This window comes from Nostoc piscinale CENA21, from assembly GCF_001298445.1.
Lineage (GTDB): Bacteria > Cyanobacteriota > Cyanobacteriia > Cyanobacteriales > Nostocaceae > Nostoc_B > Nostoc_B piscinale_A.
This window is the reverse complement of record NZ_CP012036.1, coordinates 3,460,283-3,475,777: the sequence shown is the minus strand read 5'-3', so window position 1 is coordinate 3,475,777 and position 15,495 is coordinate 3,460,283. Positions and strand designations below refer to the sequence as shown.

The window sequence follows — 15,495 nt, the reverse complement described above, 5'->3', positions numbered from 1 at the left end:
CATACGCCACTAATTGATTCACTGTTCAATAGTAAATACTATTCTTCCTCTTCGTAGTCTTCTTCCTCGTCTTCATTGACTTTAGATACAGAATTAGCTGAAACAACCGCACCCATATCAAGTTTTTGGCGCACTTGTTGTTTAATTTGTTCAGCAAATTCTGGTTTTTCTTCTAAATATTTAATCGCGTTATCTCGACCTTGAGAAATGTTGTCGCCGTTGTAGCTATACCAAGCGCCCTTGCGAGTTAAAACACCTGTTTCTTCAGCTATATCAACCAAACAACCTAAAATTGACACTCCCTTACCAAAAATAATGTCAAATTCTGCCACTCTAAAAGGTGGTGCGACTTTATTTTTAGCAACTTTTACTTTAACGCGGTTCCCAAATTCATCAGTTCCTTTTTTCAAGGTTTGAATGCGGCGAATATCTAAACGCACAGAAGCATAAAACTTCAACGCATTACCACCAGTTGTAGTTTCTGGGCTACCGTAAGTGACACCAATTTTTTGCCGTAATTGGTTGATGAAAATTACTGTACAACCAGATTTACCAATATTACCCGTGATTTTACGGAGAGCTTGGCTCATCAAACGTGCTTGTAAACCAACGTGTGCATCTCCCATATCGCCTTCGATTTCAGCGCGAGGGACTAATGCAGCTACTGAGTCAATAACTACAATGTCAACGGCAGATGAGCGCACCAATTGATCAACAATTTCTAAAGCTGCTTCCCCAGTATCAGGTTGGGAAACCAGTAAATTTTCGATATCTACACCTAAAGCCGCCGCATAAGTAGGGTCTAGGGCGTGTTCTGCATCCACAAAAGCCGCAATTCCGCCTTGTCTCTGCACTTCGGCGAGGGCATGTAGGGCAACTGTGGTTTTACCAGAACTTTCTGGGCCATAAATCTCAATTACCCGCCCTTTGGGTAAACCACCACCTAGGGCTAAATCTAAGGTGAGTGCGCCTGTGGAAATTGTCTCCACCCGCATCCGGGTTGCATCGCCCAGGCGCATAATAGCACCTTTACCGAAGCTGCGCTCAATCTGGTTGAGTACCATATTCAGGGCTTTTTGCTTACCGGAATTGTCAGTGTTGATAGCCATTACTGCCTCTATCTATATATGGATTTATGGAGTGTTAGGTTTGGAGTTGAAGTAGAACAGATATACTATTTTAGCCAGAAAATGCGGAAATCGGATTTCTCTAAGAAACAAACGTCACAACTTTGATTAGTCTTTACCCCCCTCAACTATTATGGCTTTCGCCAGGTCTAGTGGTAAGTTATTCCCGCCTCAGCCAAATTTTATCTGAGGTGTTCAGGACTACCAATCTGAAAAATACACGGTTTTGTTAGGATTTGGATAGAAGTTTTGCTAGTTTATCAAAATAGAATTCAGGAGTCAGGAGCCAGAATTCAGCTTGGGGATTCTTTGCGACACTTCAGCAAGCTCAGTGCATCGTTGGCGAATGCTCCACTAATTGATTCTGACCCTTCGACAAGCTCAGGGCATCGCTCCTGAATTCTGAGTTCTGAGTTCTTATTCAATCAGCCCCCTTATTATTGATGACTTTTGATTTTACTGACTCTGTAACTTTCAATACAGCACTTTCGGTAGCTGGGTTAACTGATTATATCCGGTTGCTGTTAGAGCAAGATGAGCAACTACGACAAGTTTGGATCACAGGGGAGGTTTCCAGCGCCAATCATCATCGCAGTGGTTTATTTTTTACACTCCAAGACCCGGATGGGACAGCAGCGATTAAGTGCGTGGCGTGGAATAGTCAAGTAGCGAAACTCGTGCAGATTCCTGCGGTTGGGGAACAGATAATTATTTTGGGGAGTATACGCCTGTATCCCCAAAGAGGAGAGTATCAATTAACGGTTTGGCAAGCTTTACCTGCGGGTGTGGGTTTACAAGCATTACGCTATCAACAATTACGGAATCGCTTGTTAGCGGAAGGGTTATTTGACCCCGAAAAAAAGCGGCCGCTACCACCCCATCCCCAAACGATCGCAGTTGTGACTTCACCCACGGCTGCGGCTTGGGGTGATATTCAAAAAACCCTCAAACATCGATATCCTGGGTTACAAGTATTATTTTCCCCAGCCACAGTACAGGGCGAACAAGCCCCAGAATCGATAGTGAGGGCGATCGCTAGAGTTGAGAAAGATGGTCGGGCTGAGGTGCTAATTTTATCACGGGGTGGTGGGGCAGTTGAAGAATTAGCTTGCTTTAATGATGAGCGAGTCGTTAGGGCTGTGGCAGAATGTTCTATCCCAGTAATTACGGGGATTGGTCATCAACGAGATGAATCTTTAGTTGATTTAGCAGCTGATGTCTGCGTACATACACCGACCGCTGCCGCCGAATTAGTTGTGCCGTCACTATCAGAATTGTATGTTCAACATCAGCAGCGAATTGATGCTTTGTATGATGCCGTGTATGAAGTGAGGACATCAGCAGTCAATCAACTGCAAATATTACGTAATCGCTTGCAGCGTGTAGGGTTAGATAGACAAGTCAAACAAGAAATGCAAAAGTTAGGCTGGAAACGTCAGCAACTTTTGCAAGTTACTAGCCAGCGATCGCAACAAGCCACACAACATTTAGAATTGTTGCGTCAAAAGTTAGCTACCCTCGACCCGAAGGCGGTGTTACAGCGAGGTTATGCAGTGGTACGCCAAGAAAATGGTGCGATCGCCCGTCATGCAACTGAGTTAACTGTTGGTCAAGAATTGTTGGTTCAGTTGGGGCAGGGAGAAGTTAAAGTAAAAGTTATGGAAGTGACGACTAAAACCCTAAAAGATTAATGGTTAAGCGTAAAAGTTCCTCGGATTCTGAAGCGATCGCAAACGTGAATTACGAGGCGAAGGTATCAGAAATTGAAAAAATTATTGCCCGCATCGAAGCGGGTGAACTAGAGTTAGAAGCAGTGTTTGAGCAGTTTGCCACTGCTGTTGAGTATTTACGTCAGTGTGAAAGCTTTTTGCAACAAAGACAAAAGCAAGTAGATTTATTGATTGAAACTTTAAATGATGATTGAAGAATTCAGGAGTCAGACTCACCAATGATTGTAGACCTCTAAATCGAAATCTTTACTCTTATCGGTGATATTTATTCATTTTCAATGATGGGGCAAATAGTAGCATGAGAATGATCAGGTTTGATTTCCCAACCAGAAAGTAATCCTGATAATTCTTGTCGCAAAATCATTAATTGTTGAATTTGTTCATCAATAGCTTTTACCTTGTCTTCTAATTTCGCTTTGATATGTTCACAAGGTAATTTACCACTATCATGAACATTTAAAAAATCTTTAATTTCTGACAAACTTAAGCCTAAACTTTGAGCGCGTTTAATAAAGTGGAGTCGTGCTAAAACATCAGAGTTAAATAATCTAAATCCGCCTTCGGTTCTACCTGATGATTTAAGTAGACCGAGTTCTTCGTAGTAGCGAATGGTTTTAATTGGTACGCCGCTTTCTTTAGCAACTACACCAATTTGTTTTGCTGCTGTTGGGGTGAACATAATTCGTAAACTTTTAGTCAGACATGATTACTGATTTTATTTTAAACTCTCCAGTTGAATAGAGAGTCAAAAGGAAATAAGCTAATTGTCATTTAAATTGCGCTATGTTCATTGGTAATAAAAGCTGCAAATCCTCTCCCTTACTCCCTGCCCTCTGCCCCCTGCGGCCTCAACTTGCTGTCTTATCTGCTATTGTTCCGGGCATCAACTAATTTACAATCCAAAGTGGTGTAAGCCAATGGTTCACCCGATTGGGTGAATGCGATCGCCCCATCAAGAATTAACCTGAAATAAGGCTAGGTTTTGCTGCTGTTAGCACTGACGTTCACAACAGCGAAATTGTCGCCATAGTTACCATCTCTTGACAAATCATGTCAGTTGGTTGGGTATCAAAGGGTGAAATAGTGAATGAAGCCTTAAAATTACTACGTAAACTTGAATTTCCGCCAGAGACTATCACTTTGTTGGACAAAATTGCTGCTATTTTACCAGGGATGATTTTTCAATTCCGACAACAGGCGGATGGTTCCCAGGTGGTTTTATACGTAAGTTCTGGTTGTCGAGACTTGTCAGAATTAGAACCAGAACTAATTCAAGCAGACTGGCAAATCTTATACCAGCTAATTCACCCGGAAGATAGAACTAAGTTTAAAAAATCTCTAGCTGTAGCTTTTGCCACACTTAAACCTTGGCATTGGGAAGGCAGAATTATGACTCCTAGTGGTAAACTCAAGTATATTCAGGGAGCTTGCCAACTAGAAGCAGAAGCCAACGGTGATATTCTCTGCAATGGCTTAGTGATAGATATTACATCTAGAAAACACACCGAAGAAGAGTTACGCGCTAGTGAGGCGAGGTATCAAGCAATTTTGGCAGCAATTCCAGATTTGATGTTTCGCTTGAGTCGTGATGGTGAATATCTTGATTTGAAAGGTGATGGTATCAGTCTCACTTTAACGAAAGAAGAGATAGTTGGTAAAAATATGCGAGATTTATTACCAAATGATATAGCCTTAATTGGACAAGAAACCATTGCGAAAACTTTGGATGCTGGCACTTTACAAACTTGCGAATATCAATTGGCAACACCCCAAGGTATTCGTGATTTTGAAGCGCGGTTAGTAGTTAGTGGCGCTGATGAAGTGTTAGCCATTGTTCGAGATATTACCGAGCGTAAACAAGCAGAAACTTCACTACGAAATTTAGCACAAAAGTTTTCTAAAGCTTTTAATTGCAGTCCAGATCCAATTAGTATTAGTACCCTTAAGGAAGGACGCTTCATTGAGGTGAATGATAGTTTTATGCAGCTATCAGGCTATGAGCAGAATGAAGTAATTGGTCATACAGCCTTTGATTTAAAAATCTGGGTAAATGAAAGCGATCGCACTCAATTATTGGCAGATTTGCAAACCAAGGGAGCCATCCGCAACTTAGAATTTACGTTTCGGCGCAAGTCCGGCGAAGTACGCACAACACTACTTTCTGCCGATGTGATTGATTTAGATGGCGTACCATGTATTTTAGCCATTAATCATGATATTACCGCCCGTAAGCAAGCAGAAGCCCAAATGCGATTGACAGCACAACGCGATCGCTTGTTGACGGAAACTCTAGTTAGAATTCGCTCTTCCCTGAATTTAGAACAAATTCTTCAAACTACCGTCTCGGAAGTTAGGCAATTTTTACAAGCTGATCGGGTTTTTATTGGGTTGAATGATTATGAAGTAAAAGTCCAAACAATCGCAGAATCAGTAGATCCTAAATTTCCCTCTGTATTAGGTTGGACACCAGAAGATAAAAGTTATTTGCAAGAATTGAAAACTATTTTTTCAACTCATCGCGTGCGTGTAGTTGAAGATGTCAGCAAAATCACAGTATCGCCAAAATTACAAGCCAATTATCAACAATTTCAGACTAGGGCAAGTTTGGCTGTACCGATCATGTTAGGTGAAGAATTAATTGGTGCCTTAGTTGCTAACCAATGTTCTGCCCCGCGTCAATGGCGATCCATAGAAATCGACTTACTCCAGCAATTATCAGAACAATTAGCGATCGCTATTCAGCAAGCGCAACTTTACCAAGAACTCGCAGAACTTAACACTAATTTAGAACGCCAAGTAGAAGAACGCACCGCCGAACTGCAACAAAAAATGCAGGAGTTAGAAAACCTGCAACAAGTTAAAGACGTGGTACTGCATACAGTCGCTCATGATTTACGCACCACAGTTATGGGAAACTTAATGGTACTGAAGAATTTGCTGGAAAATGGGGGAGTCGGGAGTCGGGATTTGGGAGTTGGGGAACAATCACCACCTGTTCTCCTCTGTTCCCATACACCACCAGAAACTTCTTACCCTGCTGTTTCCCAGTCAATTCCTGTACCTAGTTCAATTATTGAACGGATGATTCAAGGGAACGATCGCCAACTGGCAATGATTAACTCTTTGTTAGAAATTCATTGCTGTATGGAGCAAGGTGTTACTATAAATCTCCAGCAGGTAAATTTAAACACACTCCTCGAAAAAATTCTTCCCGACTTACAACCACTGTTGTGGCAAAATCAGGCAACGCTAGAAAATTTAATCAAAGAAGATTTGCCATTAATCAAGACAGACCCCACACAGTTACAAACAGTGTTGCTAACTTTATTAATTTATAGTTTGCAACAAAATCCCCCAGGGTTGAGATTGGCGCTGACAGCCACCGTTGTGGAAAGTATGATCAAAATTCAAATTGAACATAACGGTGTCACAATGAGTAAAACAGATAGCGATCGCCTGTTTGATTTATATGTGCGGGAACCCCAAGCACCTTGTTCCACAATTCTAGGGTTGAAGATGTATCTTTGTCGTCAAATTATTCAAGCACACGGCGGCGAAATTGGTGTGATTAGTAACCGCAAACGAGGATTAACATTTTGGTTCACATTGTCTGTAGCCGATTAGTCGTCAAAATGTAGCCATAACTCATCATAATAAATACGAGGAGCAAAATAGAACAACGCCTGCGATGGTATGGTCAAAGTAGGTAAGACACTAATGGCTAAATTATTGCAAAAATTTGGAACTTGGTGGAAACAAGTTTTTTCAGCACCAAAAATAGATGTAATTACTGGTGAATATTACTCTTGGCGTAATCATTTTCTGTGGCAGAGATTACGCCTGTGGTTATGGCTGGCATTTATTTGTTTATTGACTTTTACCGTCCGTGATATTTATGATTTATTCTTTTCTCTACAAGAATTGGTACAGATCCCAAGAATAGTCAGAATTCAAGGACTGGCGATTAACGTTTCCATGTTACTGAGTTTATTGATTTGTTTTAGTTTACATAAAACTCGCTTTGGTCATCATCATCCAGGCAGATTATTTTTAGGTACATCTTGGTCAGTTGGTTTTGCATCTCAATTGTTCGCCACAATTAAAGGTTTTGCCTTACCAGATATTGTTGGTTGGTCATTACTATTTCTCAGTCAAGCTATATTTATGCCAGTGCGCTGGCCGCTCCATTTAATATCGCAGGTCAGTATTTTAGGTTATTATTTTATTGTTAATACTGCCTTGGGTTTAAAAACATTAAAACCAGAACATCCAGAAATATATAATGTGACATTTATTTTGTATATATTCTGGTTTTGTGTTATCTGTGATTTGGGCGTTTACTTATATGATCGCCTACAACGTTCGGAATTTTACGCACGCAAAGAATTAGAATCAGCTAATCGTAAATTAGTCGTCGCCGAAGCCAAATATCGCAGTATTTTTGAAAACGCCATTGAAGGGATTTTTTCAAAGCAGTCCTGATGGTCGATATATTACAGCTAATCCGGCATTAGCTAAGATTTATGGTTACTCTTCACCAGAAGAAGTTACAGCCAATTTTACAGATATTGAAAATCAATTATATGTTGATCCCAAGCGTCGGGCCGATTTTGTGCGGTTAATTGAAAAGTATGGCATTATCTCCGAATTTGAATCACAAATTTATCGCCAAGATGGCAGTATTGTTTGGATTTCGGAAAAAGCTTATGCTGTGCGTGACTCAGAAGGAAAACTACTTTATTATGAGGGGTTAATTGAGGATATTACCCAACGCAAACAAGCCGAAGAAGCCTTACAAGAACAAATAGATTTTTTACAAGTTTTAATTGATACAATTCCCACTCCCGTCTTTTATAAGAATACTCAAGGTTTATATCTTGGTTGCAACACAGCCTTTGAAGCAGTTCTCGGTTTGCGGAAAGAACAAATTCTTGGTAAATCTGATTATGACCTTGCACCCAAAGAACTGGCTGACCAATACTATCACGCTGATATGACCTTGTTTGAACAGCAACAAGTCCAAACTTACGAAAGTTTTTTGGTATTTGCTGATCAAACCAAACATGATGTCATATTTTACAAAGCTATTTTTTCTAAAGTTGATGGTTCCTTGGGCGGCTTAGTCGGGATAATTTTAGATATTAGCGAACTTCAGACTGCATTGCGCGATCGCCAGCGTACCGAAGAAGCACTGCGAGTCTTTTTTTCATGCAGTTTCTCACGACTTACGTAACCCAGTTTTGGGGAGTTTGATGGTGCTGAGGAATTTGCTAGACAATGCGGGAGAGGAGAGTAATATGATTTCTCTACCCCGTACCACCTTAGAACGGATGGTGCAGAGTAGCGATCGCCAATTGAATTTAATTAATTCATTAATGGAAGCCCATGTCAACGACATACAAGGGTTAGTTTTACAGCGTCAACCTGTGCAGTTAGATATGATTGTCGCAGATGCGATCGCAGATTTAGAACCAATGTTGCGAAAAAATCAAACTAATCTGATCAATCTTGTAAGTGCAGATTTACCCTTAATCAACGCTGATGCAACGCAACTATGGCGAGTATTTTCTAACTTAATTGGCAATGCTATCAAACATAATCTGCCAGGATTGCAAGTTACAATTAATGCCATAGTTGAAGGTAATAAAATTTATTGTACCGTCAGCGATAACGGTATTGGCATTAGCCCAGAACAAAGCCAAAGATTATTTGATTTATATTTCCGGGGCAAGAATAACCCTTATTCTTTAGGTTTAGGTTTAGGCTTATATTTGTGTAAACAAATTGTTCAAGCTCATGGTGGCGAAATTGGTGTACAAAGTGGATTGGAAACAGGCGTAACATTTTGGTTCACCCTACCAATTAGCTGAATATATAAATCTGATTTAATTCCTCGGCGTTGAAACTCCTGATTCTCTCTGCGCGGCAGTCGCTACAACGGGGGGAACCCCCGCAACGCGCTGCCTTGCCTTTGCGCCTCTGCGTGAGAACATTTATTCTGTATTTATAAATATTAACCGCAGATGGACGCAGATAGACGCAGATGAATTTGTGTCATAAATACATACGATCGCCATCCTACATTTTACTGATGAGCGATCGCATTAATTTTAGTTCTTGGCTTGACTAAACACGCGATAATATAACCATGTACTAGTCTCCTTGAAGGGAAATAGCAAATAAGTCAGGGGATTAATTGTCACGATAATATTGCGAAAGTCGCGGACTGCTAAAAATACAATGAATTTTGCCACTTGGGTAGCTGACATCACCCCATAAGGATTTAGTTGACTTTTAAACGGGCCGAGGATTAATTTGCGAATGATGCAATTACCTTCTAAACGTTTGAGGGTGATAATATTTCCCAATGTGCGTTTACTCAGTTCATAAAGTGGACTCAAGGCTGGTGATACCTCTGCCTCCGAAGTATTCACCCAAATTTCTTTAGTGGCTTTGTCTTGTGGCCCCGTCACCGTTGTCATAAAAATATCCATCAACCGCAACGCCGAAAAGGTATTCACCTCATAAGATGAATTGATGGCTTGGGGTGTGCGATCGCCATAAACATTCACACCATGATTGATAATCAAAATATCGACTTTTTCTAACCTATCTCGCAGTTGAGCCTCATTCCCCAACTCCCAAGGAAGTACCATGACACCTGTTTGAGTGATTAACTTCTCTGGATTTGTTGTAATAGCTACAACCTTGGCATTGTGTTTGATTAGTTCTGCTGTTAACGCTTGTCCCAAAGTTCCCGATGCGCCAGTTATGGCGATGGTTTTACCTTTAAGAGAAAGTGCTGTACCTAAAATTTTATCCACCAACGGAAACACACCACTGTAATAAGCGTTCACATCATCAAAATGGTGTCGCCAATGGTAAGCACGATTTACCCATAAACTTGAAGGAATAATTTCTAAAGGGCCTGGTAAGTGATTATAGTCAGTATCAATTTTCCCTTGAAAATATCGCACCGATGCCCCATACAAAAAGGTGCAAGCATATAGTACTCCGAACCAAAACCCCCATTGGTTTACTAACAAAGCCACTATTATCAAAACAAAGACTAAAAGCACCGACTCTACAATGTCATGGTAAAGCTGAGACTCTTGATACATTTTCAGAGAAACTACCGATAAGTCACGGCGATAGGCTGCATGATGTTTGTTATGCCATTTAGCTAACCAACTTACTTTGTGACATAAAGCATGGTAAGTATCCCTGAATACCTCCGCCAGCAACAGCGAAAAAACTCCCCAAGCCGCAAACTGCAAACAGTTATTTACCAGTAGCCAGTTAATCTGTAAATTTGCTTCAATCACAGTCCAGTTTTCAGCTAACATCTTAATCATGTTTTTTAGTACGCCATTATCTTAATCAATCTTTATATTTACTCTAGTCAGGGTTGGCGCATTTTAAAACCCCTACATTAAAGTAGGGGTTCAGGATGATGATTTGGCGATCGCTTCATCTTTTGCCAAAGGAACTTATATCAATCCCCGCTTTTTGTGTTTGGTAACAACAGTACTGAGTTGGAGTTTAAAACCAAGTTGCTCTAGCTGGATTTGCGAAAAAGACTCTTTCAAAATAATTGTGAAGGGATATCTTTGAAAGACAGTCGCTCTTCCTTGAGACAATAATGCTCTGGCATGACTGATGCGTACTGGAGATAGGGGTTGTTGATTGGCATCAAGAATTAAAACTTTAGTCATAAATCAAAAAATATTGTTCGTTCAAGTTACTAAGCGATCGCACTTGCTGATTTCACTGCTGACGAAATTGCGATCGCAACCTTTGCTGTTCATAAGAAAGATGAGAGCCTAGAGGTTAACTCCAGTACTCTCCTATAATTACCGCCCATTTAGCTGTGATATCGTGTCCTTAAACATCGGTTTATCGAGCGATTTACCGTTGTTTAGAGTACAAACAAAACTTAACACAGACAAATTAAAAAAGCAAGCTGATTATTAGAGGTGTTTGCACAGTCAAGTATTAAGGATGGGTGTAGGGGTGTAAGGGTTTTGGAGACATATAGCCCAATACGGTTAAGTTAAGATCCCCCCGCCTGCGGGCGACCCCCTTAAAAAGGGGGTAGAAGAGGGTTATTAGCCCCCCTTTTTAAGGGGGGTTGGGGGGATCTTCAGAAGATTAAAACGTTAACTGAACCGTATTGACATATAGCCCTACACCCCAGTTACTGAGCGCAGCGCCGCCCTGAGCTTGTCGAAGTAAACTCTTGCCCAAATCCTTGATTTTCCGGTTCAAAACCCTTAATTTTCCGTTAGTCCGCGCAGGCGGACTTTGTTTTTATAGCCGCGAATTTCATTCGTCGGGGCTATTCACTCTCTACCTTGACAAAATTCATCTACCCAAGAAGCTAGACTACGGGCATGAGAATGAGTCAAAGGCTGAGTTTTTAAATTTTGTGGTGATTTGCCATTAGTAGACACTCCAGTAGTCTCAGTCAAAGATGGTGCGGTTTTCGTCTGACTTTTTACTTCTGTCTGGCGAGAAACTACAATGCTTCTGGGCATTAGTTTGCCATGATTGGGAAGCTCCACTGCTAAAGCGACAGTTTTACCGTTGTTGGGAACTGTTGTAGCTAGAGCTAAAGCTGAGATTGGTATATTTTGGCGTGATTTATGAGCAGATTTGAGACTCACCTTGGTAGCAACTGCAAAGGCTGGTAAAGGTTGGTGCGCCTGTGGTGAATCGGAAGTGATGTTTTCGGGATGTTCGATTGTAGCTGGAGATTGAGGAATTATATCGTTAGCTGTGGCGAGCGATCGCACCGGTTGTTCCTCAAGCGATTTATTTTCAGGAAACTCCTTTATCGGTGCAACTTCATCCAAGTTTGTTAAACGCAACTCATCATCAGGATTAAAATTCAGCCCCAAAGCTGTCACTATGGCATCAGGATTATTATTCAGATCCATCATAAAACTCAGCATCTGCTCAAACTCTGGTTCTAGAACAGATAAAGTCGCCAAAATAAAGCCAGATGATGGTCTTCTTAGGCCATTATAATTTCCCCAAACTCGCATTTTTACCAGCCAGGGACGATTTTGTTTATAGTAACCCAGCCACTTCATTTTTAATGATTGACGTAGCTGCTGAATATTCATCGGATGCCTCACTTGAGTCAACAATAGAGCAGACCTGGTTGTTTGTAATTACAGCAGAATTCAGAAGTCAGAAGTCAGAAGTCAGAATGAGAATAGACTTTTTACCTAGCTTTGAAAACACAATTGTGTACTTCACTCACTTGAAATTTGCTGTAGATTTATTCATCTCTTGCATCTAAACTCGACTAATGGAATTCATGGCTATACAAACTAATGCAAAATTAAGGATTTAGAACCCGCGCAGGCGGGTTTTGTTTGTGTAGCCGCGACTTCAGTCGTTTGGTGCAAGATATGTATTTATCCTTGAGGATGAAATCGATAATAAAGCATCTGCTTGACTCTTTCACCACACCGGAGATGTTGTTCTACCAATAGAGGTACTTCATCGGCTTGCACACCGCTATACCAAACCATATCCGGTAGAACCAACACCATCGGCCCGTTACCGCATTGTCCTAAACAACTACTAGCTGTTACAGTCACATCTGCGGGGACTGGTAAATTTGCCAAAGCCTCTAAAACCTTAGCCGCGCCTTGCTTTTTACAGGTGCGATTTTGGCAAACCCGCACACACCTGTAAGTAGATGCTTGACTACTAGCCCCTGAATTTGATGGTTGAGTGATGTTTGTCATTTGTCAATAGTTATTTGTCAATAGTCAATAGTCATCAGTCAACTGGAGATGTCCATTGACTACTGACCAGTCCGCGAAGGTTGTCACTGAGCTTGTCGAAGTATCGCCTGTTAATAATTTACGCCGTGTGCAACTTTATCTCAAACCTAACCCCCAACCCCTTCCCTACAAGGGAAGGGGAGCAAGATTCAAAGCCTCTCTCCGTGTCGGGGAGCCAGCGCGTTGCGGAGGTTCCCTCCGTTGTAGCGACTGGCGTGAGAGGTTTGGAGAGGGGTTTCAAAGGTAAGTTGTACATCACGTTAATTTACCGATAACCCTTTAGCAGCCAGCCAATCATGGTTAAATATGCGTGACTGATAGCGGGAACCACTATCACAAAGAATAGTGACAATGGTATGTCCAGGGCCTAATTGTTTTGCCAAAGCAACAGCCGCCGCCACATTAATACCTGTTGAGCCACCCATAAAGAGTCCATCTTTCCGTAGCAATTGGTAAACGACGCGCAAAGCTTCTGTGTCATCGATTTGAATGGCATCATCAGCAGGTGCGCCTTCCATATTCGCTGTGATTCGACTGTTACCAATACCTTCAGTAATAGAATTACCTTCTAAATGGATTTCGCCAGTTTTGATATAGCTATAAAGTCCACTACCCAGAGGATCGGCAACAACACATTTAATCGCCGGATTTTGTTCTTTCAGGTACAATGCCACACCAGCAAAGGTTCCACCTGTACCAGTTGCAGCTACCCATCCGTCTATTTTACCATCTGTCTGTGTCCAAATTTCTGGGCCTGTGGTTTCGTAGTGGGCGCGGCGATTCGCTAAATTATCAAACTGATTTGCCCAAATGGCGTTATCTAACTCTGCGGCAACTCTACCAGATAGCTTGACATAGTTATTCGGGTCTTTATAGGGAACAGCGGGGACTGGGCGAACTTCCGCACCTAACGCTGTGAGTGCATCGATTTTTTCTTGGGACTGAGTATTAGGAATAATTATCAGGCATTTGTAGCCTTTAGCGTTGCAAATATGCGCCAGTCCAATACCTGTGTTACCTGCGGTTCCTTCCACCACAGTACCACCGGGTTTGAGTAAACCTTTTTCTTCCGCATCTTGAATAATATACAGTGCGGCTCGGTCTTTGACAGAACCACCAGGGTTGAGATACTCCGCTTTAGCCAGAATTTCGCATCCTGTTTCTTCACTAAAACTGTTTAACCGAATTAAGGGTGTATTACCTACAGCGCCAATGAAGCCGTTTTTGATGTCCATGTTCAATCTTCTCGAATTCTCGCCTATAGCGGTTCTCGGTTGGATGAGATACATTTCAACCCCACCCCCAACCCCTCCCCGTGAACGGGGAGGGGAGCGTTTGCGTTAGCAAATGCGTGGGGTGGTTCCGACTGCATTACAAGCAAGTAAGAACCGCTATATAAGAATTTTGGCTTATTGCGGCGGTAGAATTTACGGCTGCTATATGGATTTTCTACTGCAACAATAGGAAATGCAAACTGTTTGAGACTGGCGCGAGAGAAAAATAAATGTAGTTGGGACTTCATCGCTGAACCTCTGAGCTTAGTGAATGAACCTCTGAGCTTGACTAATGAACCTCTGAGCTTAGTGAATGAACCTCGGAGCTTGATTAATGAACCTTTAAGCTTAGTGAATGAACCTCTGAGCTTAGTGAATGAACCTCTGAGCTTGACTAATGAACCTCTGAGCTTAGTGAATGAACCTGATTACAGATCCAGTGGAATACATCCAGAAAAAACAAAAACACGTTGCCTTAGTCGGGGGTACTGGTGATGGCAAGTCAACTTTCACCCAGTACCTGTCCTCCAAAATCGGTGGCAGGGTCGTAGTTTATGATTCTGATGCCAAACCGGATGATTGGAGTTGGCTAGATCAAAAAGATGTCATTGGGCGGAAGGGGAATTTTAAAGCCATTGATACCGCAATGGGCAACGACTTAACCACCTTAGAAGAATTAGTAGAGTTGCGTGGTGATGGGGGGAGATAACGCGATTATTGGGCGCGATCGCTTTCTCATTGCTGAGGAATTTCCGCTGTTAGTAGATGAATGCGACAATGCAGCCCGATGGTTTAAGAAACACCTCAAGCGGGGACGGCGTTATAAGCAGTTCGTTTTGGCGATCGCCCAGAATGACACCGCCGAAAACTATGGCTTGCAAGGGGACAAGGAAACCTTGTACAGCTGCTGCTGTCTGGTGCGTTTGGGACAGTTCGCCCGTGACTATGCCCGAACAGTTCTCAAAAATCCACAACTTGAGCAGTGGTTGAAAGCTGGTGGTAAAAAGCGGTTCATGGTCGATGATGTCCCTTGCGAACTGGATTTGAGCAACTGGAGTATGGGCAGTGGTGCAGTGGCGCAAATCTCCGGCGGGAGTGTTGATGAGGTGCAATCACTAATGTCTTCCCTCAATGAATATGAGCAAATTATTGTGAATTGGGGACAAACCAATCCAGGAGTAGTTTTAAAAGCGCGAATACTTCAGCAAGCCAGCCCCCCTTTTAAAAAGATGCCGCCAGATGACATCAGAATTTTGTTTGCATCCCTAGCAGATCGGCTCATCGGTGAAGTGGTTGGTGATGGTGACAGGTTGGGCTGGAGGTGGTCACAGTAATGTCTACACCTTGTCTACAGTTCGTCAACACTTTATCTACACCGCATTTCAACCAATTTACTGTGCAATTCACCAATACTGCGACTATGCCAGTACCCAGCCAACAGTTCATTAGGTGTAGGTCAAAAATTCGTCTACAGCCTCTACAATTTTTCAGCCCCGAAAAATCGGCTGTAGACGCTGAAATCCCCACCAGAAAAGCACTGTAGCGATTGTAGACAAAATTTCGG

General features: G+C 42.0%; 15 protein-coding genes and 1 pseudogene. 8 read left to right on the top strand and 8 right to left on the bottom strand.

Going from position 1 to position 15,495, the window contains the following annotated elements; genetic code table 11:
• Positions 1-38: 38 nt before the first annotated feature.
• The gene (recA, locus tag ACX27_RS14915) at positions 39-1,109 is read right to left on the bottom strand and encodes a recombinase RecA (protein WP_062293856.1); all 1,071 of its coding nucleotides are present in this window, start codon (positions 1,107-1,109) and stop codon (positions 39-41) included.
• A 461-nt stretch (positions 1,110-1,570) separates the two neighbouring features.
• Between recA and xseA the strand changes: the two genes are divergently transcribed.
• Both xseA and xseB read left to right on the top strand, forming a co-directional pair.
• A complete protein-coding gene (gene xseA, locus ACX27_RS14910) occupies positions 1,571-2,818 on the top strand; it encodes an exodeoxyribonuclease VII large subunit (RefSeq protein WP_062293853.1) in 1,248 nt (415 codons plus the stop codon).
• The gene (gene xseB / locus ACX27_RS14905) at positions 2,818-3,051 is read left to right on the top strand and encodes an exodeoxyribonuclease VII small subunit (protein ID WP_062293850.1); all 234 of its coding nucleotides are present in this window, start codon (positions 2,818-2,820) and stop codon (positions 3,049-3,051) included. Before xseA ends, xseB begins: the two co-directional genes overlap by 1 nt.
• A gap of 71 nt (positions 3,052-3,122) precedes the next feature.
• Here the strand turns inward: xseB and ACX27_RS14900 are convergent, their stop codons facing one another.
• The gene (locus ACX27_RS14900) at positions 3,123-3,536 is read right to left on the bottom strand and encodes a heavy metal-responsive transcriptional regulator (protein ID WP_062293847.1); all 414 of its coding nucleotides are present in this window, start codon (positions 3,534-3,536) and stop codon (positions 3,123-3,125) included.
• Positions 3,537-3,907: 371 nt separating this feature from the next.
• On the opposite strand from ACX27_RS14900, the gene ACX27_RS14895 reads away from it, so the two are divergent.
• Both ACX27_RS14895 and ACX27_RS14890 read left to right on the top strand, forming a co-directional pair.
• On the top strand, positions 3,908-6,481 hold the full coding sequence (locus ACX27_RS14895) for a sensor histidine kinase (RefSeq protein WP_144427468.1): 2,574 nt from the start codon (positions 3,908-3,910) through the stop codon (positions 6,479-6,481).
• A 93-nt stretch (positions 6,482-6,574) separates the two neighbouring features.
• Positions 6,575-8,727: pseudogene (locus ACX27_RS14890) on the top strand (sensor histidine kinase).
• Positions 8,728-8,967: 240 nt separating this feature from the next.
• On the opposite strand, the gene ACX27_RS14885 reads toward ACX27_RS14890, so the two are convergent.
• From ACX27_RS14885 to ACX27_RS14870, 4 genes are all read right to left on the bottom strand, one after another.
• The gene (locus ACX27_RS14885; protein WP_062293844.1) at positions 8,968-10,212 is read right to left on the bottom strand and encodes a bifunctional sterol desaturase/short chain dehydrogenase; all 1,245 of its coding nucleotides are present in this window, start codon (positions 10,210-10,212) and stop codon (positions 8,968-8,970) included.
• A gap of 135 nt (positions 10,213-10,347) precedes the next feature.
• A complete protein-coding gene (locus ACX27_RS14880; protein WP_062293841.1) occupies positions 10,348-10,572 on the bottom strand; it encodes an RRXRR domain-containing protein in 225 nt (74 codons plus the stop codon).
• Positions 10,573-11,199: 627 nt separating this feature from the next.
• Positions 11,200-11,985: a DUF5331 domain-containing protein gene (locus ACX27_RS14875; protein ID WP_062293838.1), complete on the bottom strand. Its 786-nt coding sequence runs from the start codon at positions 11,983-11,985 to the stop codon at positions 11,200-11,202.
• 297 nt (positions 11,986-12,282) lie between these two features.
• Positions 12,283-12,618, bottom strand: a complete 336-nt coding sequence (locus ACX27_RS14870) for a (2Fe-2S) ferredoxin domain-containing protein (protein WP_062293834.1) — start codon at positions 12,616-12,618, stop codon at positions 12,283-12,285.
• A gap of 55 nt (positions 12,619-12,673) precedes the next feature.
• On the opposite strand from ACX27_RS14870, the gene ACX27_RS31745 reads away from it, so the two are divergent.
• Positions 12,674-12,904, top strand: a complete 231-nt coding sequence (locus tag ACX27_RS31745) for a hypothetical protein (protein ID WP_144427467.1) — start codon at positions 12,674-12,676, stop codon at positions 12,902-12,904.
• Positions 12,905-12,917: 13 nt separating this feature from the next.
• Here ACX27_RS31745 and ACX27_RS14865 read toward each other — a convergent pair whose 3' ends face one another.
• Both ACX27_RS14865 and ACX27_RS32425 read right to left on the bottom strand, forming a co-directional pair.
• On the bottom strand, positions 12,918-13,892 hold the full coding sequence (locus tag ACX27_RS14865; protein WP_062293831.1) for a cysteine synthase A: 975 nt from the start codon (positions 13,890-13,892) through the stop codon (positions 12,918-12,920).
• A gap of 23 nt (positions 13,893-13,915) precedes the next feature.
• Complete coding sequence (locus tag ACX27_RS32425) at positions 13,916-14,179, bottom strand: hypothetical protein (RefSeq protein WP_158507386.1); 264 nt, start codon at positions 14,177-14,179, stop codon at positions 13,916-13,918.
• A gap of 170 nt (positions 14,180-14,349) precedes the next feature.
• Here ACX27_RS32425 and ACX27_RS14860 point away from each other — a divergent pair, with 170 nt between their 5' ends.
• The 3 genes from ACX27_RS14860 to ACX27_RS31740 are packed head-to-tail and all read left to right on the top strand — an operon-like array spanning position 14,350 to position 15,474.
• Positions 14,350-14,640, top strand: a complete 291-nt coding sequence (locus ACX27_RS14860; protein WP_062293828.1) for a hypothetical protein — start codon at positions 14,350-14,352, stop codon at positions 14,638-14,640.
• Positions 14,627-15,265: a hypothetical protein gene (locus tag ACX27_RS14855; protein WP_062293824.1), complete on the top strand. Its 639-nt coding sequence runs from the start codon at positions 14,627-14,629 to the stop codon at positions 15,263-15,265. Before ACX27_RS14860 ends, ACX27_RS14855 begins: the two co-directional genes overlap by 14 nt.
• Positions 15,265-15,474 (top strand): hypothetical protein, encoded by a 210-nt coding sequence (locus ACX27_RS31740; RefSeq protein WP_144427431.1) that lies wholly within the window; start codon positions 15,265-15,267, stop codon positions 15,472-15,474. Before ACX27_RS14855 ends, ACX27_RS31740 begins: the two co-directional genes overlap by 1 nt.
• Positions 15,475-15,495: the final 21 nt, after the last annotated feature.

What these genes read in the sequence shown, in the direction of transcription:
- ACX27_RS14885 (WP_062293844.1), bottom strand. Translation starts at nt 10,212, where the DNA reads ATGATTAAGATGTTAGCTGAAAACTGGACTGTGATTGAAGCAAATTTA.
- ACX27_RS14900 (WP_062293847.1), bottom strand. Translation starts at nt 3,536, where the DNA reads ATGTTCACCCCAACAGCAGCAAAACAAATTGGTGTAGTTGCTAAAGAA.
- ACX27_RS14875 (WP_062293838.1), bottom strand. Translation starts at nt 11,985, where the DNA reads ATGAATATTCAGCAGCTACGTCAATCATTAAAAATGAAGTGGCTGGGT.
- recA (WP_062293856.1), bottom strand. Translation starts at nt 1,109, where the DNA reads ATGGCTATCAACACTGACAATTCCGGTAAGCAAAAAGCCCTGAATATG.
- xseA (WP_062293853.1), top strand. Translation starts at nt 1,571, where the DNA reads ATGACTTTTGATTTTACTGACTCTGTAACTTTCAATACAGCACTTTCG.
- ACX27_RS14895 (WP_144427468.1), top strand. Translation starts at nt 3,908, where the DNA reads ATGTCAGTTGGTTGGGTATCAAAGGGTGAAATAGTGAATGAAGCCTTA.
- ACX27_RS14860 (WP_062293828.1), top strand. Translation starts at nt 14,350, where the DNA reads ATGAACCTGATTACAGATCCAGTGGAATACATCCAGAAAAAACAAAAA.
- ACX27_RS31740 (WP_144427431.1), top strand. Translation starts at nt 15,265, where the DNA reads ATGTCTACACCTTGTCTACAGTTCGTCAACACTTTATCTACACCGCAT.
- ACX27_RS32425 (WP_158507386.1), bottom strand. Translation starts at nt 14,179, where the DNA reads ATGAAGTCCCAACTACATTTATTTTTCTCTCGCGCCAGTCTCAAACAG.
- ACX27_RS14855 (WP_062293824.1), top strand. Translation starts at nt 14,627, where the DNA reads ATGGGGGGAGATAACGCGATTATTGGGCGCGATCGCTTTCTCATTGCT.
- xseB (WP_062293850.1), top strand. Translation starts at nt 2,818, where the DNA reads ATGGTTAAGCGTAAAAGTTCCTCGGATTCTGAAGCGATCGCAAACGTG.
- ACX27_RS14870 (WP_062293834.1), bottom strand. Translation starts at nt 12,618, where the DNA reads ATGACAAACATCACTCAACCATCAAATTCAGGGGCTAGTAGTCAAGCA.
- ACX27_RS14880 (WP_062293841.1), bottom strand. Translation starts at nt 10,572, where the DNA reads ATGACTAAAGTTTTAATTCTTGATGCCAATCAACAACCCCTATCTCCA.
- ACX27_RS14865 (WP_062293831.1), bottom strand. Translation starts at nt 13,892, where the DNA reads ATGGACATCAAAAACGGCTTCATTGGCGCTGTAGGTAATACACCCTTA.